We start from the raw sequence: 24,235 nt of genomic DNA, 5'->3' as shown, positions 1-24,235 counted from the left end.
TGACTTGCTATGTTGTTCAATATTTTTCCAAAGGAATCTCCTGTAAAGCCGAAGCTAAACACGAGGTATTTGGCATTTGACATGTGCACGCTGTTGAGTTCTCAAAGACCAGACGCACCCAGGACCAACCTCACAGCCAACCCCAGGGCAACTTCTCAATCTTAGCACATCAGTTCGAGGCTTTCAAACTCGAACCGATCATCCAAGAAATGGTCTCTCCCCCGGAATCATCGGCCAGCGGCCGGTATTCAGTGGAGGAGATGTGTCCCGCTTGAGGCCGGCGAGCTCTTCCGCTCCGCCGCACCTTTGGGGTAACGAGTGATTACATTACGGTGAACGTCACCCTCTCGCAAATCTGACGTGCGGCCCGGGCGTGTCGCGCCTGTCGGCCTACTCGGCACTCGTGCCGACGATTCCGGCGAGGGTCTTTTTTCCGCGACGAAGCACCGCGAACCTGCCGTGCAGAAGGGCGTCTCGCACGGTCTGCGCGCCGTCGTCCACCTTGCGGTTGTTCAGGTAGACACCCCCCTGGCTGATCGCACGCCTCGACTCCCCCAGGCTCGAGGTGAGCCCGGTGTCGACGAGCAGCTGCGCGATCTGCGCGTCACCGTCGCCCCTCGCCGTCGGCAGCTCGCCGAGAGCGGATTCAAGGGTCGCTGCATCGAGAGCCTCGAGATCGCCCTGCCCGAAGAGCGCCGCCGACGCAGCGATGGCGGCTTCGGTCGCTGCTGTTCCGTGCACGAGTTCCGTGGCGTCATGTGCGAGCCGCTTCTGCGCAGCGCGCTTGAATGGCTCTTCGGCGACGGCGGTCTCGTACTCTTCGATCTCGGAGCGCGTCAGGAACGTATAGATCTTGAGCATCTTCACCACATCGCTGTCATCGATGTTCAGCCAGAACTGATAGAACGCGTACGGACTCGTCATCGTCTGATCGAGCCAGATCGCGTTGCCCTCGCTCTTGCCGAACTTCTTGCCGTCTGACGTGGTGAGGAGCGGCGTGCCGATCGCATGGACCGATGCCCGTTCCATGCGGTGGATGAGGTCGACCCCACTCGTGAGGTTGCCCCATTGGTCGCTTCCACCGGTCTGCAGCACACAGCCGTGGTCCACGTACAGCTGGCGAAAATCGAGGCCCTGCAGAATCTGGTAGCTGAACTCGGTGTAGCTGATGCCCTCGTCCGAGTTGAGCCGCGCACTTACGGCGTCTTTCTTGAGCATGGTTCCGACACGGTAGTGCTTGCCGATGTCACGCAGAAAGTCGATGGCAGACATGGGCGCGGTCCAGTCCAGGTTGTTCACGAGCGTCGCCGCGTTGTCGCCGCCGAAACTGAGGAACTTGGCGATCTGCTCCTGCAGGTATCCGACCCACTCTTCGACGACCTCGCGCTCGTTGAGAGTGCGTTCTGCGGTTGGCCGCGGATCACCGATGAGACCGGTCGATCCTCCCACCAGGCCGAGGGGACGATGCCCCGCAAGTTGCAGGCGGCGCATGAGCATCAGCTGCATGAGGTTGCCGAGGTGCAGACTGGGTGCCGTCGGGTCGAATCCGCAGTAGTAGGTGATGGGAGGGCCGGAGAGCAGCTTCTTCAGCTCCGTCTCATCTGTGGAGACGTGCACAAAGCCACGCCAGACGAGTTCCTCCCAAATGTCGTCGAACGAGGGATCATTGGACTGCGAGGTGAGAACCGGGTTTGCCACGCATTCACAGTACCAGCGCCCATTGTCGGTTCGATTGAGGCAGCAGACTCAACTTCTGTGTATTATGGATATTTCCTAAACATGATGATATTGAGATCATAACCTAAAGAGGCGTTTCATGTTTGTTCTCACGGCAGACCAGATCGACAGCCGGCACACTCGCGACATCGTCGACGACATGCTCCGTCGGATCAGCGACGAGCACACCTCCGACCTCGTGCTGGCGCCAGACCGCACCGCCGGTGATGAGCTGCAGGTCATCACCGCATCTGCACGCACAGCCATGTCACTGATCACCATGCTCACGCGCACTGAACAGTGGAGCGTCGGGGTCGGCATCGGCTCTGTGCGGCGTCCGCTGCCAGAGGCGACGCGGGAGGCGACGGGCAGCGCTTTCTATGCGGCACGCGACGCCGTCACCCGCGCCAAGAAGTCGGCCGTGCGATTCGCGCTCTCCGCCGAGTCGCCCGAATCCGGCGCCCGCGCCGATGACGACGGCGAAGCGCTGCGCGGCGACGACGCCGAGGCGCTCGTCACACTTCTGATCATGCTGCGCGACAAGCGCACAGACGGCGGCTGGGAGCTCTTCGACCTGCTTCAATCCGGCCTGAGTCAGGCAGACGCCGCCGAACGGATCGGGATCACCGCAGGCGCCGTGAGCCTGCGGGCGCGCACGGCGGGCATCAGGGCGGAAGAGGCGGCGTCAGAGGCACTTGTCAGACTTCTCATGACGATCGACCATCACGTGAACGGAGACGAGCGGTAAATGTCATCAGCACTCGCGCCGATTCTGTTCTGGATCACCGTGACGGTGCTCGCCCTCGCGATCATCGCCGTCTGCATTCTGGCGATCCGCATGAAGAAGAACGACCTCATCTCGATAGCCGCGGGCCTGCTGGCGCTCGTCATCGTGCTGGTGTCGCTGCCCATGCCGCCCGGGCCACCGGTCGTCACGGTTGTGCTCGCTGCGCTCAGCGTGTTGATCTCGGTTCTCGGTGGAGGGCCCGCGGCAACATACGTGCTTCGGCTGGCGACGAAGGGGTCTGTGCGGCACGGCACGCACGGAGGCATCCTGGTTGCCGTGGACGCAGACCCTGCGCCGAGAGACACGACAGCTCCCCCGCCCGCCCAGCACGAGGTCCTTCGCGGCGGCCTCACGATAGGCGTTCTCGAGCGCCTCGCTGTCACGGCATCGCTGCTCGCCGGCTTTCCCGAGGCGATAGCGGTGGTCGTGGCGATCAAAGGTGTCGGCCGGTTCACCGAGCTGGCAGCTGCCGAGGCACGCGAACGGTTCATCATCGGCACTCTGGCCAGCCTGATCTGGGCCTGCGGCAGCGCCGCGCTCACCCTGCTCGCGGCCTGACCCGCGCTAAGCCGTCGGATGCTTTTTATACGGCGAGACCGTCGGCTCACCCGGAACGAAGAACCGCCACGGATAGTCTGCGCTCCCGCCTGGTCCGCTGACTCCTGTGCGCGGGCTCTCGGCCACCACCGGCTCAGGCGTCGAGATCTCGAGCGCGAAAGGGTGGGCGAAGACGTCTGAACCGTCGTCGTTCAGGGTGAGGCCGAGCGCAACGGCCAGCCTCCCCGGCCCCTGTGCGAGATCGCTGTCGCGTTTGCTCGTCGTCCGCCTGGCCCTGGCGAGATCGATGCCGTGCACGATCTCGCCGGCGCGAAGGAGCACACCTGACGCCTCACCGGGTGGCGAGCAGACGATGTTGCCGCACACATGCATCCCGTAGGTGAAATAGGTGTACAGGTGGCCCGGCTCGCCGAACATCGTGGCGTTCCTCTTGGTCTGTCCCCTGAACGCATGAGACCCAGGATCGACACCCTGGCCGACATAGGCTTCGACCTCGGTGAGGCGCACCGAGACCGTGCCGTCGTCTGTGGTGTGGCTGAGAACGGCCCCAAGAAGCTGCGGCGCCACCTCGACGGCTGACCGCAGAAAGAACTCGCGGTTCACAATCCGGGTGAGAGAAGGCCGGTCAGAACCCGCACACGCTCCGTCAGAGCCGCCCGCTGGTCCGCCACACGCTCCGGTGCCGTGCCGCCGATGCCCGTCCTCGACCCGATGGACCCGTCGACGGTGAGCACCGACCTGACGTCCGGCGTCAGTTTCGGCGACACGGATGCCAGTTGCTCGTCACTCGGCTCGTGAAGCTCGTAGCCGTTCTCCTCACAGAACCTGACGAGTCCACCAGAGACCTCGTGGGCATCGCGGAAGGGAACACCCTGCTTGACCAGCCACTCAGCGACATCCGTCGCGAGCGAGAACCCCTGCGGAGCGAGCTCTGCCATTCGTTCGGTATTGAATCGCAGCGTGGCGACCATGCCGGTGAATGCGGGAAGCAGGATCTCGAGGGTGCGCACGGAGTCGAACACGGGCTCCTTGTCTTCTTGAAGATCCCGGTTGTACGCGAGGGGAATCCCCTTGAGCGTCGCGAGAAGCCCGGTCAGGTTTCCGATGAGACGACCGGACTTGCCACGCGCGAGCTCTGCGATGTCCGGGTTCTTCTTCTGCGGCATGATGCTCGACCCGGTCGAGTATCCGTCGTCGAGCGTCACGAAATCGAACTCGCGCGTGTTCCAGACGATGATCTCTTCGGCGAACCTCGAGAGGTTGATCCCGACGAGAGAGGCGATGAAGGCGAACTCCGCGACCACGTCACGGCTGGCCGTCGCGTCTATCGAGTTCTCTGTCGGCCGGTCGAGACCGAGCTCACGTGCAACGAGTCTCGGGTCGAGCCCGAGCGAGCTCCCGGCGAGAGCCCCGGAACCGTATGGCGAGGCAGAGGCTCGAACCATCCACTCGGTGATGCGTTCGAGGTCGCGCACGAGCGGCCAGGCGTGCGCAAGCAGATGATGCGCGAGCAGAACCGGCTGTGCGTGCTGCAGGTGCGTTCTGCCCGGCATCGCCGCTGCCGGATGCGCCTCGGTCTGCGACACGATCGCGTCGATGAGCTGGATCATCTGTCGGCCGATGGTGCGCGCGTGGTCGAGCAGGTACAACCGCACGAGCGTCGCGATCTGGTCGTTCCTGCTGCGGCCCGCTCGAAGCTTGCCGCCGAGCTCTGTTCCGGCGAACTCGATCAGCCCGCGTTCCAGCGCTGAATGCACATCCTCGTCATCGTCTGTTGCGGCGAACGCCCCGGACTCGACCGCTCCGGCGAGAGCGTCGAGCGCTGTGAGCATCCTCTGCAGCTCGGCCTCGTCGAGATAACCGGCCGCGTGCAAGGCCTTCGCGTGGGCACGGGAGCCGGCGATGTCGTAGAGCGCGAGCTCCCAGTCGAACTGGGTGGACCTGCTGAGCGCGGCGAGTTCGGGCGACGGTCCGCTCGAGAAGCGCCCTCCCCACAGTGCGCCGGCCTCGGCCCCCCGATTCTCAGCCATCATCACCTTCCGGCGTCGCGACGGGCCGAGATCTTGCTCGGCAGCGACCAGAGCTCGATGAAGCCCTTCGCCATGGACTGATCGAAGGTGTCGCCGGTGTCGTAGGTGGCGAGGTTGAAGTCGTAGAGGCTCTCTTCGCTGCGGCGGCCGGTGACAACCGCGGTCCCGGCGTGGAGTTTCAAGCGGATGTCGCCGGTGACGTGCTTCTGCGTCTCATCGATGAAGACGTCGAGCGCCTTCTTGAGGCCAGAGAACCAGAGGCCGTCATAGACGAGCTCCGCCCACTTGGACTCGACGGTTCGCTTGTACCGCGCAAGGTCACGCTCGACGGTCATGTTCTCGAGCTCTTCGTGAGCGGCGATGTAGGCGATTCCAGCCGGCGATTCGTAGACCTCACGGCTCTTGATGCCGACAAGACGGTCTTCGACGATGTCGATGCGACCGACTCCCTGGTCGCCGGCGAGGCGGTTCATCCGCTCGACGGCCTGGAGCGGTGTGACGGCCTGGCCGTCGATCGCAACGGGAACTCCCTGGTCGAACGTGATGACGACCTCGGTCGGCGCGCCCGCTTCTGCGGGGTTCTTCGTGTAGGTGTACAGGTCTTCGATCGGCGCGTTCCAGGGGTCTTCGAGGAATCCGGTCTCGACAGCACGACCCCAGACGTTCTGGTCGATCGAGTACGGGCTCTTCTTCGACTGCTCGATGGGCAGGTTGTGCTCCTGCGCATAGATGATGGCCTTGTCGCGGGTGAGCGCGAGATCGCGGACCGGTGCGATGCTGGTGAGCTCGGGTGCGAGGGCCGCGACCGCGGCCTCGAAGCGCACCTGGTCGTTTCCCTTGCCCGTGCACCCGTGCGCCACGCTGTTCGCGCCGAGCTCTTTCGCCGTCGACGCGAGGTACTTCGCGATCAGGGGCCGGCTGAGGCCGGAGACGAGGGGGTAGCGCTTCTGGTACAGCGCGTTCGCCTTGATCGCGGGAACGAGGTAGTCGCTGGCGAACTCGTCTTTGGCATCGACGACAACCGACTCGACTGCGCCGCAGTCGAGGGCGCGCTGCCGCACGACATCCATGTCCTCGCCCTCTTGGCCCACGTCGATGGCGAGCGCGACCACCTCTTTGCCGGTGGCGTCCTTCAACCAGCCGATGCCCACTGAGGTGTCAAGACCGCCTGAATATGCGAGGACGACGCGTTCCGCCATAGTTGTTGCTCCTAAGAAAGTGGGGATGTGATCAGTTTACCGAGGGTTGTCTGCGTCGGCGCTCACCGCTCGGTTGCGCCCGGGGGACGCAGCACGACGTGAGACCGATGAGAGCAGCGATTCGAACGGCCCGCGACCGATGACGAGCACCCAGAGCGTGCAGCAGATCATCGTTGCGACCGCGAACCACAAAAAGATCGCCGTTGTGTCTGGCGAGTACGTCAGCGAGGCGAACGGCGACCCCTCCGGAGTGGCCTGCAGAACGAACAGGGCGACGATGTGCATGCTGTATGCCGTGAGCGCCAGTTGCCCGACCGCGGCGACCGGGAACAGCACGATGCGCAGCGGTCGTGCGACGAGCAGGCACAGCGCGATCACAGCGAGCGCGAAACCCGTCGAGCCGACCACTTCGAAAGGGCTTCCGCTGTGCGGTGCGACGGTCCACAGGCTTTCCCAGCGTGACGTGCCGAGCCTCACGTCGCTCTCAGGCACCCCCCAGACGGTCGCCGTGATCGAGCCGAGGGTGTAGCCGATGGCTGCCAGTCCGACACCGATCGCGAGCACGAGCCTCTGCACCGACCCGTCTTCGAGGTCGAGGCGCCCGATGCCGAGGCCGACGAGCACGAACACGATCCAGACGAGGGCCGGATACCAGCCGTCGACGAGCAGCGTGCTGATCATCGACTCGGAGTCGAGATTCTGCAGAAACGCCGCCGCAGCCGTCTGTGCGACCGGCATAACAACGGCGAGAACAGCGGCGAGGGTGAAAAGCGAGAGCGGTCGCCACCTGAGGAACGGAAGCGCGAGCACAAAGAGCACTGCGTAGTACTCCAGGATCACGGCGACGCCGGCATCGAGCAGGGTGAGCAGGCCGCCGAGTGCGAAGATCAGCACTCCACGGGTTGTGATGCGCATTCTCGCCTGCACGAGCGCCATCCCGGTCGCCGGGGTCCGCCGGCCAGAGAGGATCGCTATCGACACGCCGGCGAGCACCGCGAACAGGATCGACGCACGTCCGTCGACGATCCCGATCCAGGTGCTTGGCGTCGTCAGATCGAGCGGCTCGGGCTGGATGATGTGAGCGGCGAACATCCCGAGGACGGCGAGACCTCTCGCGATGTCCAGTCCGCGGATCCGCTCTGCCTGACCCGCACTCGGCATAAGCGCTGCGGCACTCACGTGCGGGCGCGTTCCAGAAGCCAGACGAGGAGCGCTTTCTGAGCGTGCAATCGGTTCTCTGCTTCGTCCCAGATGATGCTCTGCGGGCCGTCGATGACCTCCGAGGTCACCTCGTATCCGCGGTCGGCGGGAAGGCAGTGCATAAAAACCGCATCGTCTTTGGCCAGTCCGAGAACCTCGGTGTCGACGCGGTATTCGCCGAGGTCGGCGACGCGCTTCGCCTTCTCTTCTTCTTTGCCCATGGACACCCAGGTGTCCGTCACCACAACGTCCGCACCGCCGACAGCCTCGCGCAGATCGGTGAGCACGGCAACGGAGCCGCCCGTCTCTGCGGCAATGCGTTGTGCGTCTCGAACCACCCCGTCGTTCGGCGTGTATCCCTCTGGCGAAGCGATGCGCACGTGCATTCCGGCTGTCGCGCCCGCGAGCAGATACGACTGCGCCATGTTGCACGCGCCGTCGCCGACGAAAGTCAGGGTCTGGCCGGCCAGGTCACCGCGGTGCTCGCGGATGGTGAGCAGGTCGGCGAGCAGCTGGCAGGGGTGAAAGTCATCGCTGAGGGCGTTGACCACGGGAACCGACGTGCCCGCGGCCATCTCTTCGAGACCGGACTGCGCATATGTGCGCCACACGATTCCGGCGACTTGGCGCTCGAGCACCCGTGCGGTGTCGGATGCGGTCTCCTTTCCGCCCAGCTGACTGTTCGCGGTCGAGATGATCAACGGGATCCCGCCGAGGTCTGCGATGCCGACGGCGAAAGAGACACGCGTCCTCGTCGACGACTTGTCGAAGATCACCGCAACGGTCTGCGGCCCCTCGAGCGGTCGACGAGACCAGCGGTTCTGCTTGAGCTCGATGGCGAGGTCGAGCACCTCTGCCTGCTCTCGTGGGCTCAGATCGTCGTCGCGCAGAAAGTGACGTGTCATGGTTGTGCTCTCGTTCTCATCTGACGGATGGTGTGCTCGGTGCGAGAAGGTCGGCGCCGCTCTCGATGGTCTCGAGCGCGCGCCTGAAGATCCTGTCGAACTCGGCGACCTCGGCATCGCCGACGATCAAAGGCGGGGCGAGCCGGATGGTTGTGTCGTTCGGTGCATTGACGATCAGGCCCAGATCCTGCGCAGCCGTCACGATCCGGGAGGCGACGGGGGCTGAGAGCGCGATCCCGATCAACAGCCCGGCACCGCGGGTTCCGGAAACCAGGTGGGAACCGATTCCCTCCACGCTCCGCCGGATCTGATCGCCACGGATCCTGGCGTTCTCAACGAGACCGGCCCTCTCGATCTCGGCGAGCACTGCGTTCGCTGCGGCCGTGGCGAGCGGGTTGCCCCCGAAGGTGGTGCCGTGCTGGCCTGCGCCGAACAGCTTCGACGCCGCGCCGAACGTCACCATGGCGCCGATCGGAACGCCGCCGCCGAGCCCTTTGGCCAGTGTCACGGCATCCGGAACGATCTCTGCGCGCTGGTAGCGGAACCAATCCCCGGTGCGACCGACGCCGGTCTGGATCTCATCGATGACGAGAAGCGCGCCATGGGCGCTCGTCAGCTCCCTCGCGCGGGCGAGGAACCCGTCTGGGAGCGGGACAACACCCGCCTCACCCTGGATCGGCTCAACGACAACCGCTGCGACGGTGTCGTCGATCGCCGCCTCAAGTGCCTCGAGGGTGGGGCTGATGTGCTCGACTCCTGCCGGCAGAGGGGCGAAGGGATCCCGGTATGCGGCTTTCGCCGTCAGCGCGAGCGCGCCCATCGTGCGCCCATGGAACGCGCCGTCGAGCGCGAGGATGCGCTGCCTGGTGCCGTCGGAGTGGAGACGAGCGAGCTTGAACGCCGCCTCGTTGGCTTCTGTGCCCGAATTGCAGAAGAACACTCGGCCGTCGTCACCGGCTCCGGCGATCCGCTTGAGGCGGGCTGCCAGCTCGAGCTGCGGAGCAGAGACGAAGAAGTTCGAGACGTGGATCAGCGACGCCGCCTGCCGTGAAATGGCCTCGACGACGGCCGGATGCCCGTGGCCGAGCACGTTGACGGCGATCCCTCCCAAGAAGTCGAGGTATCTCTTTCCGTCCACATCGGTGACCCAGCACCCGTCGCCCGCGACGAGCATGGCTTTCGGGGTGCCGAACACGGGCATCATGTCGTCACCGGCTTTCTGAATCCACTCGTTCATACGAGTTCCTCTCGTCCTGCCGCACTCTCGTCTGTGCTCTCGCCTGAGCCGGGGACCACCTGCGTGCCGATCCCGCGACGTGTGAACACCTCGAGCAGGATCGAGTGGGGCACACGGCCATCGATGATCGCCGCGTTTCCGACACCGCCGTCCACGGCTTCCAGACAGGCCGTCATCTTCGGGATCATCCCGGACTCGAGCGACGGAAGCAGCTCACGCAGGTCGGCGACATCGATGACGGACACCAGCGACTCCCGGTCGGGCCAGTCGCTGTAGAGACCGGCGACGTCGGTGAGCATCAGGAGCTTCTCGGCGGCCAGCCCGACGGCGAGTGCCGCCGCCGCGGCATCCGCGTTCACGTTGAGGGACTGCCCGGGAACGTCTGCGTCGGGAGCGATGGACGAGACGACGGGGATCCGTCCGGCCTCGATCACCCCGTGGATGCTCGAAGGATCGACGGCCACGATGTCGCCGACGAGTCCGAGGTCGACGTCGACGCCGTTGATGACAACCCCACGGCGCCTTCCGGTGAACAGGGAGGCGTCTTCGCCGCTCATGCCGACAGCGAGGTCACCGTGGGCATTGATGAGATCAACGAGTTCGCGATTCACCTCGTGCCGAAGCACGTCGCGCACCACCGCCATGGTCTCTGCAGTTGTGACCCGGTATCCGCCCTTGAACTCGCTCGCCACGCCCAACCGGTCCAGTCGAGCAGAGATCTGCGGCCCGCCTCCGTGCACAACCACGGGCTTCAGCCCGGCCAGCCGCAGGAACACCACGTCCTCTGCGAACGCCTGCTTGAGCTCCGCCGACACCATGGCATTCCCGCCGAACTTCACCACCACAACGGCGCCGTGATACCGCCTCAGCCACGGCAGGGCCTCAATCAGAACTCCAGCCTTGTCCAACGCCTCCTGGGGCGTGACGAAATCCTCTGTTGTCATCTCTAGCTCGAGTACGCGCTGTTCTCGTGCACATAGTCGTGCGTGAGGTCGTTGGTGGCGATGACGGCGCGCGCGCGGCCTTTCTTCAGATCGATCAGCACGTGCACGTTCGGCGGAGACAGGTCGACGAGCTCACGGGACTGGTCCGGTGCACCCGCATGGCAGAGGCGCACTCCGTTGAAACTCACATCGACCGCATACGGGTCGAAGTCCGCCGACGTGGTCCCGATCGCAGCGAGCACACGCCCCCAGTTGGGGTCGTTTCCGAAGATCGCCGTCTTGAAGAGGTTGCTCCTCGCCACGGCACGACCGACCTCTACCGCGTCGTCTTCATAAGCGGCGCCGATGACCTCGATGTTGATCCTGTGACTCGCGCCCTCTGCATCCGCCTGCAGTTGCGCGGCGAGGTCGGCGCACACGGCGGTGAGCGCAGCCGTGAAGCTCGTGGCGTCTGGCACAACACCAGAGGCGCCTGATGCCATGAGGGTCACCTGGTCATTCGTCGACATGCAACCGTCTGAGTCCAGCCGGTCGAAGGTCAGCCTGGTCGCCTCACGCAGCGACGTGTCGAGGTCTGCCGACTCGAGGTCGGCATCCGTTGTGATGACCACGAGCATCGTGGCAAGTCCAGGGGCCAGCATGCCCGCACCCTTCGCGACACCGCCGATCACCCAGCCGTCGCCGTGCACGGTCGCCATCTTCGGCACCGAGTCTGTGGTCATGATCGCCCGTGCGGCATCCGCACCGCCGTCATCAGCGAGAGCCGCCGCGGCCGCCGTGACCCCGGCGATGAGCTTGTCGCTGTCGAGTTGGTCGCCGATGAGCCCCGTCGAGCAGACCAGCACGTCGCCGGCCGACACCGTGAGCGCGTCTGCGACCGCCTCTGCCGTCGTGTGGGTGGTCTGGAAGCCCTGCGATCCGGTGAAGCAGTTCGCACCGCCCGAGTTGAGCACAATGGCTGAGACGACACCGTCTGACACGACCTGTTGCGACCAGATGATCGGGTTCGCCTTCGCCCTGTTGCTCGTGAACACCGCGGCGGCTGCCTGCTTCGGCCCTCTGTTGACCACGAGGGCGAGGTCGGGGTCGCCCGTCGATTTCAGACCGGCTGCCACACCGCTCGCGGCGAACCCCTGTGCTGCTGTCACGCTCATGGCGCCACTCCGTTCACGCTGAGGCCGGTGGACTCGTCGAGCCCGGTGGCGATGTTCGCCGACTGGATGGCTGCTCCCGCAGTGCCCTTCGCCAGGTTGTCGACGGCTGTCACCACAACAACACGCCCCGCTGTCTCGTCGACGGCGAGCCCCATCAGCATCGTGTTCGCGCCGAGCACGTCCGCCGTGCGCGGAAAGTCCCCCTCTGCGAGAAGCTGCACGAACCTCTCGTCGCCGTAGGCGCTCTGCCAGGCGGCACGAATGTCGTGAGCGCTTGCGCCGTCGGCGATCCTGGCGGTGCTCGTGGCGAGGATGCCCCTCGACATCGGAACGATCACCGGGGTGAACGAGAGCGTCACGTCTGTCGCACCCGCTCCGCGAAGAGCCTGCGTGATCTCGGGTATGTGACGGTGTGTTCCGCCGACAGCATAGGGATTCGCCGACCCGAGCACCTCGCTCGCGAGAAGGTGCGGTTTGAGCGCTTTGCCTGCTCCGGAAGGTCCGACGGCGAGCACGGACACGATGTCGCGAGACTCGATGACACCCGCGGCTATGCCGGGTGCGAGCGAGAGTGCGATGGTGCTCGCGTTGCAGCCCGGAGCTGCTATTCGCGTCGCGCCGACGAGGTGGTCACGCTGTTTGCCGTTGCCCACGATGAGCTCTGGCACGCCATACGCCCATGCGCCGAAGTAGTCGCCGCCATAGAACGCCGCCCAGTCGTCTGTGCTCGTCAGCCGGTGGTCCGCCCCGCAGTCGACCACGAGGGTCGAGGGGTCGAGGTGAGCAGTCAGCTCACCTGATTTTCCGTGCGGAAGCGCGAGGAACACAACGTCGTGCCCGGCGAGCGTCTCCGGTGTGGTCTCTGCGAGCGTCAGGTGCGACAGCGACCGGAGCTGGGGCTGAGCGGAGGCCAGGGGCTGGCCGGCGTTGGAGTGCGCAGTCACCGTGCGCACGTCGAGGTCGGGATGGTCGGCGAGCAGGCGAAGCAGCTCGCCGCCTGCATATCCGGAGGCACCGGCAACAGCCACAGAGAGAGACATGGAATCTACCTTATTGAGAGAACGGCGGACGGGGATCGGCGGCGCCCGCGTTCTTCCCCTGAAACCGGGGTCGGCAGGCGTCGCCTATCGGCGTCGACGCAGCACAACAGGAACGAGGCCCTGCCGAGAAACGGTGCTGCTGACGAATTCCATGCGCCAACACTACAACCGAAATCGGTTCACGCGCCACTCGCGTCGACATCCACGCCGCAGCCGGATCACATCCGGTTCACATCCGTCACCCGGACGACTGCTTCACCGGCTTCGTCTGACGCGCCGAGATCCACCTCAGCGCTGATACCCCAGTCGTGGTCGCCGGCGGGATCGTCGAAGATCTGGCGTGCCGTCCACGTCTGAGGGCCCTCGTCGAGGATGAGCAGGGCGGGCCCGCGTGCGTTCGGACCGGTCAGCAGCTCGTTGTGCTCGGCGAAATAGCCGTCCATCGCCTCACCCCAGCGATCCGCGTCGAATCCGCTCGAGGCGTCGAGCTCGCCCAGCTCGTCGTAGCGCTCGAGTGCGGCGAGCCGAACCCGCCTGAACAGCTCGTTGCGCACGAGGATGCGGAAGGCCCTCGTGTTGCCGGTCAGACGCCTGGGCGCTGGTGGCACGATCTCGTTCTCGTGTGCCTCGTGCTCGCTCGGGTCGGGGTTGACGAGTTCCGTCCACTCGTCGAGAAGACTGGAGTCGACCTGTCGCACGAGCTCACCGAGCCACTCGATCAGGTCACTGAGCTCGTCGGTTCTCATGTCGCTGGGAACGGTCTGGCGCAGGGTTCGATAGGCGTCGGAGAGGTATCTGAGCACAACACCCTCTGAGCGGGCCAGTTTGTAGAACGAGATGTATTCACCGAACGACATAGCTCGCTCGTACAGATCGCGCACAACAGACTTGGGGCTGAGCTCGAAGTCCGCAACCCACGGCACCGCCGCGCGATACTCCTCGAAAGCCGCTGTCAGCATCTCGCCGAGCGGCTGCGGATGTGTGACCTGTTCGAGCAGTTCCATCCGCTCGTCATAGTCGACGCCGTCCGCCTTCATCGCGGCGACGGCTTCACCCCGTGCCTGGAACTGCTGCTGGCTGAGCACCGCACGAGGATCATCGAGTGTCGCCTCGACGACAGAGATGACGTCGAGGGCGAACGTCTGTGACTCCTGGTCGAGCAGTTCGAACGCCGCGAGCGAGAACGTCGACAGAGGCTGGTTGAGCGCGAAGTTCGGCTGAAGGTCGACGGTGAGCGCTATTCCGCCGTTGTCATCGACGGCGACGATGCCCGCGCGCACGAGTGTTCGAAAGATGCCGAGCGCCCGGCGCGCGAGTTCGTACTGCCTCTGGCGGGGTTCGTGGTTGTCGAAGATGAGCCGGCGCATGTTCGAGAGCACGTCGCCACCGCGGGCGACGACGTTGATCACCATGGCGCTCGTCATCGTCATGCTCGAGGTCAGCTGCTCGGGCTGAGCGTCGATCAGACGCGTGAACGACGCCTCACCCCACGACACGAAGCCGTCAGGCGCCTTCTTGCGCACGATCTTGCGCTTCTTTTTGGGGTCGTCGCCGGCCTTCTCAATCGCCTTGAGGTTCTCGGTCTCGTGCTCGGGCGCCTGCGCGACGACAGTCCCGGCCGTGTCGTAGCCCGCCCGCCCCGCCCTCCCGGCGATCTGGTGGAACTCCCTGGCGTTCAGCTGGCGCATCCGTGTGCCGTCGAACTTCGTGAGGGCCGTGAGCAGCACGGTTCGGATCGGCACATTGATGCCCACACCGAGGGTGTCGGTGCCGCAGATGACCCGCAGGACCCCGCGCTGCGCGAGCTGTTCGACGAGGCGTCGATACTTCGGGAGCATCCCGGCGTGGTGCACACCGATGCCGAGCCGAAGCAGCCGAGAGAGCGTTTTTCCGAATCCCGTTGTGAACCGGAACCCTCCGATGAGCTCGGCGATGCGGTCACGCTGCTCGCGCGTGGCCACCTTGGCGCTTGTGAGCGCCTGGGCCCGCTCGAGAGCTGCCGCCTGCGAGAAGTGAACGACGTACACGGGCGCGCGGTCGGTGTTGAGCAGCTCGTCGACGGTCTCATGGATCGGCGCCGACTCATAGAAGAACGTGAGCGGAACCGGACGTTCGACGCCCGTGACGGATGCCGTCGGCCTGCCGGTTCGCCGTGACAGGTCGGTGGCGAGATCGCTCACATCTCCGAGCGTCGCCGACATCAGCACGAACTGCGCGTCTGGCAGGCTGATGAGCGGAACCTGCCAGGCCCAGCCCCGTTCGCTGTCGCCATAGAAGTGGAACTCGTCCATCACCACGAGGTCAACAGGCGCCTGGTCCCCGTGGCGCAGCGCGAGGTTCGCCAGGATCTCGGCCGTGCAGCAGACGATGGGCGCATCGGCGTTGACCGCGGAGTCTCCGGTCATCATCCCCACGTTCTCGGCGCCGAAGATCTCGACGAGAGAGAAGAACTTCTCACTCACGAGCGCCTTGATCGGCGCCGTGTAGAACGACCTCTTGCCCGCGGCGAGGGCGCTGAAATGGGCACCGACCGCCACGAGCGACTTGCCGGTTCCCGTCGGCGTGCTGAGAATGAGGTTCGCGCCGGAGACGATCTCGATCAGGGATTCGTCCTGGGCGTTATACAGGGTCAGGCCGGACTCCGTCACCCACTCGACGAACGAGGTGTACACGGCGTCTGCGTCGAGTGTTCCGGACTCGGGGGCGGCAAGGCTCACTGCGTCGCACCGTCCGTCTTGTGCGTCTCTTCCGCGCCGCGCGAGGCATCCGCGCCCTGCGAGGCATCCGCTGCGCCGTGGCGTCGCACGACCGGATCGGGAAAGGCGGTCTCGATGCTCACCCGGTCTCTGCGCTGGGTGCGCGCCCACACCACGAATCCAATCAGGGTGAACGCCCCGTAGAAGACATACATCGCGGCAGAGGCGTAATATCCGGCGCCGACGAGCAGCGGCACGCCGACGATGTCGACAGCCACCCAGATCAGCCAGAACTCTGTCCAGCCCTTGGCCATGCCGTAGGTGGCGAGCAGCGAACCGACGAAGATCCAGGCGTCTGCCCAGACGGGCTCATAGGATCCGAGGGCACGGAACAGGGGGGTCAGCGCCAGGGTCCCCCCGACGAGCACGACCACGAGAAGCACCCGTGTGCGATTGGAGGCCCAACGCGGCGTCACCGCCGTGCCGCCCGGCACGTGCCTGCTCCTGCGCCACTGCATCCATCCGTACACAGACACGATGACGAACATGATCTGCCGCCCGGCCTGTCCGAGCAGGTTGACGGGGTTCGGGGTGTCGAAGATCGCCCCCACGAACACGGTGAACAGCAGCACGTTGCCGACGATGCCGACCGGCCATGCCCACACCTTGCGGCGCATGCCCCCGAGCGCACTCAGCAGGCCGAACACGTTGCCGATCACCTCGCGCCAGAGAATGACCTGGTCGCCGATCACCAGCTGCGCGTCGAAGAGCCAGTCGACCGGATTCATGTCAGACCGCTATTCGCGGACGGCAGCGCCGAAGCGCTCGGCGGCCACCGATGCGCCGGCGAGCTTCGCCTCACTGGCCTCTGCGGCCGTCAGCGTGCGATCCGCTGCCCGGAACCGCAGGGCGAAAGTGAGGCTCTTCGTGCCCGGGGTGATCCCCTGCCCGCGGTAGTCGTCGATGAGGCGGATGTCTTCGAGCAGCTCTCCCGCTCCCTCACGAACGGCGGCGCCGACGTCTGCAGCGGCGACATCACGTGGGACCACGAGCGAGAGGTCCTGTGTCGCCGCCGGGTAGGTGCGGATGGCCGAGGCGTTGAAGACGCCCTCGCTCGCGGTGATGAGCGCGTCGAGGTCGAGTTCGACCACCCCGACGACCCGCGGCAGGTCGGCGTCTTCGGCGATGGCGGGAAGCAGCTCACCGGCATAACCGATGGTCGTGCCGTTCAGCCGCAGCTCTGCTGTGCGTCCGGGGTGCATGGCCTGGTGCCTGCCCTGCACGATCTCGAGAGGTGTCCTCACGGCGAGCTCGATCTGCCTGACCACGTCCAGCGCGTCGGCGATGCCGGTGGGGATCGGTGCCTGACCGGGCTGCTTCGGAACGCTGTTGCCGAGGATGAGGGCGCCGATGTGGCGAGGCTGTGCCGGGATGCCCTTGTGCAGGTTCTCGAGATCGGCGGCACTCGGCATGGACCTGCCGTCTGGCATCTCTGCCTGTCCGTAGCTCACACCCTCTTCCGGCAGGAAGACCAGGCCGACCTCGAACAGCGAGAGGTCGGTCAGACCACGGGAGACGTTGCGCTTCGCGACCTCCATCAGCCCGGGGATCAGGGAGCGCCTCAGGAACGGAGTCGTCTGGTCGAGCGGGTTGGCGACCCTGATCGCCGCCGCGGTTCCCGGTGTCGGCCGACCGAAGACGTCGTTGTGGGCGGCGCTCGCCCACGGGTACGCGAGCACCTCTGTCGACCCGGCCGCCGCGAGGGTGTCGGCGACCAGCCGCCTCAGGCGCTGGGAGTGCGTGAGACCGCGACCGGGGGGAGCCGTCGGCAGCATCAGCGGAATCCTGTTGTATCCGATGATTCTCGCGATCTCCTCGGCGAGGTCGGGTTTGCCCGTGATGTCCGGCCGCCAGCTCGGCGGGTGGACGAGCATCTCCTCGTCGCCGTCTGAGACGGTCGCGCCGATCTCGGCGAGTGCCGAGCGCACCTCGTCGTCGGTGTAATCGACTCCGACGAGTCTCTGCGCGTAGTCCTTCGGCAGAGAGATGGCCTCACGGGGTGATGACGTATCGATGAGCGTGCCTGAATCGTCTGCGATTCCGCCCGCCAGGTCGGCCATCAGGTGCGCGACTCGGGCGGCCGCAGCTGCGGCGATGCGCGGGTCGACTCCGCGCTCATAGCGCTTCGACGCCTCGCTCGGCAGCTTGTGCCGCCTGGCCGTGCGCGCGATCGAAACCGGGTCGAAGTTGGCGGACTCGATCAGCACGTTGCGCGTCTGCGGTCCGATCTCCGTGGTCGCCCCGCCCATCACCCCGGCGAGGCCGATCGGCCCGGACCCGTCGGTGATCAGCAGGTCCTCGGGGTGGAGTGTTCTCGTCTGGTCGTCGAGGGTGGTGAGCGTCTCGCCCGCCCTCGCCCGTCTGACGGTGATGCCGCCGGTGAGTCGATCGAGGTCGTACCCGTGAATGGGCTGCCCGAACTCGAGCATCACGTAGTTCGTGATGTCGACGAGCAGTGAGATCGACCGGATGCCGGCGAGCGCCAGCCTGGCCGCCATCCATCCCGGCGTCGGCCGGGACGGATCCACACCACGCACCACCCGCGTGGCGAACACGGCCGAGCCGATGCGATCCCTGATCGGAGCCGTGTCGTCGATCGACACCGGGAACGAGCTCTCGTCGTGGGGGGCCGGCTGCACTTGAGCGGCCGGGTCCCTGAACGCGGCGCCTGTCGCGTGCGAGTACTCTCTGGCGACTCCCCTGATCGAGAACGCGTAGCCCCGGTCAGGTGTGACGTTGATCTCAACGGCCGCGTCGTCGAGCCCGAGCAGCGCCATCGCATCCGTGCCTGCCGGGACATCGATGCCGAGCGTCGACAACCGGAGAATCCCGTTGTGATCCTCACCGAGGCCGAGTTCGCGTGCAGAGGCGATCATGCCCTCTGACGCATGCCCGTACGTCTTGCGTGCGGCAATGGGGAACGGCCCGGGGAGCACGGCTCCCGGAAGCGCCACCACCACTTTGTCTCCGACGAAGAAGTTGTCGGCGCCGCACACGATTCCGTGCACCGGGTCTCCCCCGTCTGCTGCGCCCTCACCGTCTGCGGCGACGCGCACCTGGCACCAGCGGATCGTCTTGCCGTTCTTCTGGGGCTCTTCGACGAAGTCGAGCACGTCGCCCACAACGATCGGACCGGTGAGGTCGAAGGTGTGCACGCCCTCTTCTTCGAGTCCGACCTGCACGAGGGCTGCATGAACCTGTTCAGGGGTCGTCCCCGGCGCGAGGTCAACGTATTCAGCGAGCCAGCTGAGGGGCACTCGCATCTCTAGACCACCATTCCGAACTGCTGAGAGAAACGAACGTCTCCCTCGACCATCTCGCGCATGTCCTGCACGTTGTTGCGCAGCATAAGCCCCCGCTCGATTCCCATGCCGAAGGCGAACCCGGTGTAGACATCCGGATCGATGCCCGCCGCGGTCAGCACGTTGGGGTGCACCATGCCGCAGCCGCCCCACTCGATCCAGCGCGGCCCAGAGACGAATGTCGGATGCCAGAAATCGAGTTCCGCACTCGGCTCGGTGAACGGAAAATAGCTCGGACGCAGTCGCACCTTCGCCTCGTCGCCGAAGATCGACTTCACGAAGTGATCGAGGGTGCCCTTGAGGTGGGCCATGGTCAGCCCTTTGTCGATGGCGATTCCCTCGATCTGCATGAACACGGGCGTGTGCGTCGCATCGAGTTCGTCTGTGCGGTAGACCCGGCCGGGCGCCACGATGTAGAGCGGCAGCTCACGCTCGAGCAGCGAACGCACCTGCACGGGCGAGGTGTGTGTGCGCAGCACGAGGTGAGACGCCGGCGGGTCGATGAAGAAGGTGTCCTGCATCGCGCGAGCGGGGTGATCCGCATCGAAATTGAGGGCGTCGAAGTTGAACCACTCGCTCTCGACCTCAGGCCCCTCTGCGACCTCCCAGCCCATGCTGGTGAAAACCTCGGCCATACGCTCCTGCATCATGGTGAGGGGGTGCCTGGCTCCTGCGCGGTAGCGTGAGGCCACAGCCGTGACATCGACGGCCTCCTCCTCGAGGCGGGCGGTGTTCTCAGCTTCGACGATCTGCGCCTCACGTGCTGCAAGCGCCTGGTTCACCCGGCTCCTCGCCTGTCCGACGAGCTTGCCGAGCGGCGCCTTGAGCTCTGGCGCCACGTTCCGGAGTTCGCCGTTGAGCTTCGCAAGAGCTGACGACTCCCCCGTGTGTGCGGCGCGGACGGCTTTCAGCGTCGCAGAATCGGATGCGTCGGCGATCGCGGCGATCGCCGCGTCGACGGCAGAGTTCACTGCGTCGTCGGTAATAGGTGAAGTGTCAGACACAGTCCACGAGTCTACCGATTGTCAGAGGCCGTGGCCGTCCCTCGACTGCCTGGCGATGGCGCTTGCCTTTGCGATCGCGAGCGCGGGGTCGTCCTGCACGGGCTTGGCACCTTTGCCACCGGAGCGCCCTGATTCAGTGCGTCTCGCGATCCATCGCGCGAACCACGAGAGTGAGAGGTTCATGGCGAGATAGATCGCGAGGGTGATGATGAAGAACGAGAACAGGTAGCGGTTGCCGAAGAACGCCGAGAGATTGTTCATCGTCGAACGGATCAGCTCGTTGTATCCGACGATGAACCCGAGCGACGTGTCCTTCAGCAGCACAACGAGCTGAGCGAGAATGATCGGCAGCATCTGGCGGAATGCCTGCGGAAACTCGATGAGCATCTTCGACTGCAACTCACGCATGCCGAGGCTGAGCCCTGCCTCACGCTGCCCGCGTGGCAGAGATGCCAACCCCGCCCGAAGTGCTTCACCTATCAGTGCCCCGTTGTAGACGCCGAGCGCGAGCACGACCGCAAGATAGGCACCGGTGGCGAACGCCAGCAGGATGAACAACATCATCAACAGCACGGGCATACCGCGAAAGAACTCGAGCACGATGGCCGTCGGAATACGTATCCAGCCCGACTTCGCAGAGCGCATAAGGGAGAACACCACTCCGAGCACAAGTGCGAGCACTGCGGCAGCGCCAGCCGCGCGGAGGGTCTGCAGGACGCCCTCACCGATGAACCCCCAGATGTCGGGGTCGACGAAGATGTCCCAACGACTCTCGTCGAACATGCCGGGCGTCGCGACGCCCGAAACGCTCACACGCGGGGCGGCGAGCGTGGAAATCAGCCAGTAGAGTCCCGCGAGAATCCCGAGGCCGACGATGATGGACAAGATCAGCGAGAGCCTGCGTGCCTTCGGGCCCTGTGCGTCGAAGAGAACCACGGTGTTGCTCATCTGGTCATCACCCACTTCTTTTCGAGTTGGGCCGCGATGAGCCCAAGCGGAACGGTGATCACCAGGTAGAAGGTCGCCACACCGAGCAAAATCGGCACAACGGCGCTGCCGAACGCGTTTGCGAGCTCCCGGCCGGACGCGAACAGCTCAGCGACGAAGAACCCGCCGGCCACTGATGTGTTCTTGGTCAGCGCTATGAAAACGTTGATGAGCGGTGGAATCACCATACGGAATGCCTGCGGCAGGATCACCAGGCCGACGCTCTGACCGAAACCGAAACCCAGGCTCCTGGCTGCTTCGGCCTGGCCGACCGGAACCCCGTTGATGCCGGACCGGAGTGCTTCTGCCACAAAAGGCGAGGTATAGACGCTGAGCCCGATCATGGCGAAGACCTCGTAGTCGAGCCGCGCACCGAGATAGGGCAGGATGAACGCGCAGAAGAACAGCACGAGAGTGAGCGGCGTGTTCCTGACGATTTCGGTGTACACCGTTGCGAACCCGCGCAGAGACGTCACGGGCGAAATGCGCATCGTCGCGATGAGTGTGCCGATCACAAGTGCGGCGAGACCTGAGACCAGCAGCAGTCTCAGAGTCATCAGAAACCCGTTGAGGTATTCGTCGAGATTCGCGAAGACGACGTCCACTACCTGCGTCCTTCCTATTCATGGGGTACCGGGGTGCGGACATGTGCTTCCGCACCCCGGTGGACGGCGTCGCTGTGCGCGCCGACGCCGATATCAGTAGCGGTCGACTGCCGGCGGCTCGACGTACGGCAGGATCTCTCCGGCCGTCGAGTTCCAGGCCTCTTCGTAACTGCCGTCTTCGTACGACTCCTCGAGCACGTCATTGATCCAGTCGCGGAACTCGGTGTCTTCGAGAGCGAGTCCGATCCCGTACGGCTCATCGGTGAACGGTTCACCGGCCACCTTGAACTCGCCCTCGTTCTGCGCAGCAAGGCCGGCGAGGATCACGTTGTCGGTGCTGACGGCCACAACCTGGCCGGTACGCAGCGGCTCCAGGCAGTTCGAGTATGTATCGGTCAGAACTGTCACGGCGCCGATCTCTTCGAGCTTCTGGGCAGGAGTTGACCCGGAGACCGAGCAGACAGGCTGACCGACGAGATCGTCTTCGTTCTTGATGTCATTGTTGTCCGCGAGTGTCAAAATCGACTGCCCTGCCATGTAATACGGGCCGGCAAACGAGACGACCTCTTTGCGCTCGTCGTTGATGGTGTAGGTCGCGATGACGATGTCGACCTCACCTTGCTCGATGAACGGTTCGCGGTTGGCGGAAACGGTCTCCACCCATTCGATGTCCTCCGGCGCGATCCCGAGCTGACCCGCGATGATCTTGCCGATCTCGACGTCGAAGCCGACAGGCTCTCCGTCTGGGCCGACGAGGCCGAACAACGGCTGGTCGAACTTGGTCCCGATCGTGATGGAGCCGGCCTCGGCCAGTTCGGCCATCGTTGTGCCCTCTTCGAACTCAGGCGTCTCTTCGACCGGCGCGTTGTCCGCACCGGGGTCGGCGCCGCCGCACGCTGAGAGCGCGAGCATGGTCGCGCCCGCGAGCGCAATCAGTGATAGCTTCTTGTGCTTCATTGGTCTCTCATTCCTCCGTGTGTTGCTGTGTTCCTCGCCCGCTCGAGGCGGCCAGGTCTCGGTTGTCGTCAGTGTTCGAATGCAGTCAGTGATCGAGGATCTTCGACAGAAAATCCTGGGCACGCGGCGATTGCGGGTTTGTGAAGAACTCGCTGGGAGTGGCCTCTTCGACGATCTCGCCGTCCGCCATGAAGAGAACGCGGTCGGCAGCCTTGCGGGCGAAACCCATCTCGTGTGTCACAACGACCATCGTCATGCCCTCCTTGGCGAGCCCGACCATCACGTCGAGCACCTCGTTGATCATCTCGGGGTCGAGCGCACTCGTCGGCTCATCCAACAGAATGAGCTTGGGGCTCATTGCGAGCGAACGTGCGATGGCAACGCGCTGTTGCTGGCCACCGGACAGTTGCGCTGGCATCTTGTTGGCCTGGTCGGCGACCCCGACACGATCGAGAAGCGCCATCGCTCGCTCGTCAGCAGCTTTCCGGCTCATCCTCTTGACTTTGATCGGCGCGAGCGTCACGTTCTCGAGCACTGTCTTGTGGGCGAAGAGGTTGAACGATTGAAAGACCATACCGACATCCGCCCGCAGATGGGCGAGAGCCTTGCCCTCTTGCGGCAGAACCTCTCCATCGATGCTGATCGTGCCGGAGTCGATCGTCTCGAGTCTGTTGATCGCTCGGCAGAGCGTCGACTTGCCCGAGCCGCTAGGCCCGATCACGACGACGACCTCCCCACGCGCGACAGTTGTGCTGATGTTCTTCAAAACATGCAGCTCGCCGAAATGCTTGTTGATGGCGTCGAGGATCACCAGCGGCTCACCGTGCTTTGCCACGGGCACGGAAGTCGTTTCGGGCATCAGCGGTGTATCCATGGCTCAACGTTAAGTGCGCACGTGTTACAACCGCATCACACGGCACATCCGTTACTCAGTTGTAACCTCAACGGGTGACACAAAGCACTCTCGATCGACTGGCTTCAGGTGACTCGGCAAGCGGGCGGTGCTCGGTTCAGCTCCGCTGGGCGAACGCCGATTCGTAGAGGCACACGGATGCCGCGGTCGCGAGATTCATCGACTCTGCACGACCGAAGATGGGCACGGTGATCGCGCGGTCGGCCAGCGCGAGCTGCTCGTCGTCGAGCCCGCGTGCTTCGTTTCCGAAGAGCCAGGCCGTCGGTTCGCCGAGGGATCCCTTGTTTCGAGCGTCGAGCAGGCTCTCACCCTTGATGTCTGCGGCGAGGAGCGAGAGTCCGGCGGCGCGCACACGCTCGACGACGGCATCCAGTTCGAGGCCGACGGCGATGGGCAGATGAAAGAGCGAACCCGTGGTCGAGCGGACCACCTTCGGGTTGTACAGGTCGACGGTTCGTCCGGTGAGAATGACGGCGTCGGCACCTGCGGAGTCCGCCGCCCTGATGATCGTGCCGAGGTTGCCCGGATCCCGTACTTCTTCGAGAATGGCGATCAGACGCGGCTCAGCGGCGAAGATGTCGCGGATCGATGTCGGAAACTGGTGCGCGACCGCCACGAACCCCTGTGGGGTGACGGTGTCGGCCATCACGTCGAGCACCTCTTCGGTCACGAACTCCACGGTGACGCCGGCATCGGATGCCGCCCTCGCCAGGTCGCCATACCGTTCGACCGCTGTCGGGGTCGCATACAGCTCGACGATCAGCTGCGCTCGAAAGCTCAGTGCTTCTGAGACGGCCTGCGGACCCTCGAGCAGAAAAAGACCTGTGTCTTTGCGCGCCGACCTCTTGGCCAGCTTGGCGACCGCACGAGCCCGGGGTGAACGGGGATTATCGAGCACGCCCCCAGTCTATGGGTACACGCTGCTTGCCTCCCACGTGTCT

21 protein-coding genes are annotated in these 24,235 nt (G+C 64.9%); 2 read left to right on the top strand and 19 right to left on the bottom strand.

Going from position 1 to position 24,235, the window contains the following annotated elements:
- Positions 1–390: 390 nt before the first annotated feature.
- Positions 391–1,698 carry a tyrosine--tRNA ligase gene (tyrS, locus tag ACYVF5_RS12890; protein ID WP_460947015.1) on the bottom strand — a complete coding sequence of 436 codons (1,308 nt, stop codon included), beginning with the start codon at positions 1,696–1,698 and terminating at the stop codon, positions 391–393.
- A gap of 118 nt (positions 1,699–1,816) precedes the next feature.
- Between tyrS and ACYVF5_RS12885 the strand changes: the two genes are divergently transcribed.
- Together ACYVF5_RS12885 and ACYVF5_RS12880 are read left to right on the top strand one after the other, a co-directional pair.
- Positions 1,817–2,464, top strand: a complete 648-nt coding sequence (locus ACYVF5_RS12885) for a DNA-binding protein (protein WP_460947013.1) — start codon at positions 1,817–1,819, stop codon at positions 2,462–2,464.
- Positions 2,465–3,061, top strand: coding sequence for a hypothetical protein (locus tag ACYVF5_RS12880; protein ID WP_460947011.1), 597 nt, complete (start codon positions 2,465–2,467; stop codon positions 3,059–3,061).
- A gap of 6 nt (positions 3,062–3,067) precedes the next feature.
- On the opposite strand, the gene ACYVF5_RS12875 is transcribed toward ACYVF5_RS12880, so the two are convergent.
- The 18 genes from ACYVF5_RS12875 to ACYVF5_RS12790 form a co-directional block, all read right to left on the bottom strand.
- Positions 3,068–3,667 carry a DNA-3-methyladenine glycosylase gene (locus ACYVF5_RS12875; protein WP_460947031.1) on the bottom strand — a complete coding sequence of 200 codons (600 nt, stop codon included), beginning with the start codon at positions 3,665–3,667 and terminating at the stop codon, positions 3,068–3,070.
- Positions 3,661–5,091, bottom strand: coding sequence for an argininosuccinate lyase (gene argH, locus ACYVF5_RS12870; RefSeq protein ID WP_460947009.1), 1,431 nt, complete (start codon positions 5,089–5,091; stop codon positions 3,661–3,663). The genes ACYVF5_RS12875 and argH overlap by 7 nt, the downstream gene beginning before the upstream one ends.
- A gap of 2 nt (positions 5,092–5,093) precedes the next feature.
- Complete coding sequence (locus ACYVF5_RS12865; RefSeq protein ID WP_460947007.1) at positions 5,094–6,290, bottom strand: argininosuccinate synthase; 1,197 nt, start codon at positions 6,288–6,290, stop codon at positions 5,094–5,096.
- A gap of 36 nt (positions 6,291–6,326) precedes the next feature.
- On the bottom strand, positions 6,327–7,469 hold the full coding sequence (locus ACYVF5_RS12860; RefSeq protein ID WP_460947005.1) for a heparan-alpha-glucosaminide N-acetyltransferase domain-containing protein: 1,143 nt from the start codon (positions 7,467–7,469) through the stop codon (positions 6,327–6,329).
- A complete protein-coding gene (gene argF, locus ACYVF5_RS12855; protein WP_460947003.1) occupies positions 7,466–8,395 on the bottom strand; it encodes an ornithine carbamoyltransferase in 930 nt (309 codons plus the stop codon). The genes ACYVF5_RS12860 and argF overlap by 4 nt, the downstream gene beginning before the upstream one ends.
- 16 nt (positions 8,396–8,411) lie before the next feature.
- Positions 8,412–9,632, bottom strand: a complete 1,221-nt coding sequence (locus ACYVF5_RS12850; RefSeq protein WP_460947001.1) for an acetylornithine transaminase — start codon at positions 9,630–9,632, stop codon at positions 8,412–8,414.
- A complete protein-coding gene (gene argB, locus ACYVF5_RS12845; RefSeq protein ID WP_460946999.1) occupies positions 9,629–10,576 on the bottom strand; it encodes an acetylglutamate kinase in 948 nt (315 codons plus the stop codon). The genes ACYVF5_RS12850 and argB overlap by 4 nt, the downstream gene beginning before the upstream one ends.
- Before the next feature lie 2 nt (positions 10,577–10,578).
- A complete protein-coding gene (argJ, locus tag ACYVF5_RS12840; RefSeq protein WP_460946997.1) occupies positions 10,579–11,730 on the bottom strand; it encodes a bifunctional glutamate N-acetyltransferase/amino-acid acetyltransferase ArgJ in 1,152 nt (383 codons plus the stop codon).
- Positions 11,727–12,770 (bottom strand): N-acetyl-gamma-glutamyl-phosphate reductase, encoded by a 1,044-nt coding sequence (gene argC / locus ACYVF5_RS12835; protein ID WP_460946995.1) that lies wholly within the window; start codon positions 12,768–12,770, stop codon positions 11,727–11,729. The genes argJ and argC overlap by 4 nt, the downstream gene beginning before the upstream one ends.
- 218 nt (positions 12,771–12,988) lie before the next feature.
- On the bottom strand, positions 12,989–15,487 hold the full coding sequence (locus ACYVF5_RS12830) for a DEAD/DEAH box helicase (protein ID WP_460946993.1): 2,499 nt from the start codon (positions 15,485–15,487) through the stop codon (positions 12,989–12,991).
- On the bottom strand, positions 15,484–16,254 hold the full coding sequence (pnuC, locus tag ACYVF5_RS12825; RefSeq protein WP_460946991.1) for a nicotinamide riboside transporter PnuC: 771 nt from the start codon (positions 16,252–16,254) through the stop codon (positions 15,484–15,486). Before pnuC ends, ACYVF5_RS12830 begins: the two co-directional genes overlap by 4 nt.
- Positions 16,255–16,263: 9 nt before the next feature.
- Positions 16,264–18,789, bottom strand: coding sequence for a phenylalanine--tRNA ligase subunit beta (gene pheT / locus ACYVF5_RS12820; RefSeq protein WP_460946989.1), 2,526 nt, complete (start codon positions 18,787–18,789; stop codon positions 16,264–16,266).
- Between the two features lie 2 nt (positions 18,790–18,791).
- Positions 18,792–19,832: a phenylalanine--tRNA ligase subunit alpha gene (pheS, locus tag ACYVF5_RS12815; RefSeq protein WP_460946986.1), complete on the bottom strand. Its 1,041-nt coding sequence runs from the start codon at positions 19,830–19,832 to the stop codon at positions 18,792–18,794.
- Between the two features lie 21 nt (positions 19,833–19,853).
- Entirely contained in the window at positions 19,854–20,780 is a 927-nt protein-coding gene (locus ACYVF5_RS12810; protein WP_460946984.1) for an amino acid ABC transporter permease, read from the bottom strand.
- A complete protein-coding gene (locus tag ACYVF5_RS12805; protein ID WP_460946982.1) occupies positions 20,777–21,424 on the bottom strand; it encodes an amino acid ABC transporter permease in 648 nt (215 codons plus the stop codon). Before ACYVF5_RS12805 ends, ACYVF5_RS12810 begins: the two co-directional genes overlap by 4 nt.
- 93 nt (positions 21,425–21,517) lie before the next feature.
- Positions 21,518–22,381 (bottom strand): glutamate ABC transporter substrate-binding protein, encoded by an 864-nt coding sequence (locus tag ACYVF5_RS12800; RefSeq protein ID WP_460946980.1) that lies wholly within the window; start codon positions 22,379–22,381, stop codon positions 21,518–21,520.
- 85 nt (positions 22,382–22,466) lie between these two features.
- On the bottom strand, positions 22,467–23,255 hold the full coding sequence (locus ACYVF5_RS12795) for an amino acid ABC transporter ATP-binding protein (RefSeq protein ID WP_460946978.1): 789 nt from the start codon (positions 23,253–23,255) through the stop codon (positions 22,467–22,469).
- Between the two features lie 136 nt (positions 23,256–23,391).
- Positions 23,392–24,192, bottom strand: coding sequence for a TrmH family RNA methyltransferase (locus tag ACYVF5_RS12790; RefSeq protein WP_460946976.1), 801 nt, complete (start codon positions 24,190–24,192; stop codon positions 23,392–23,394).
- Positions 24,193–24,235 lie beyond the last annotated feature (43 nt).

The sequence above is a fragment of the Okibacterium endophyticum genome, assembly GCF_054780075.1.
Note: the sequence above shows the minus strand (reverse complement) of the source record. Positions and strands in the feature narration are given on the sequence as shown.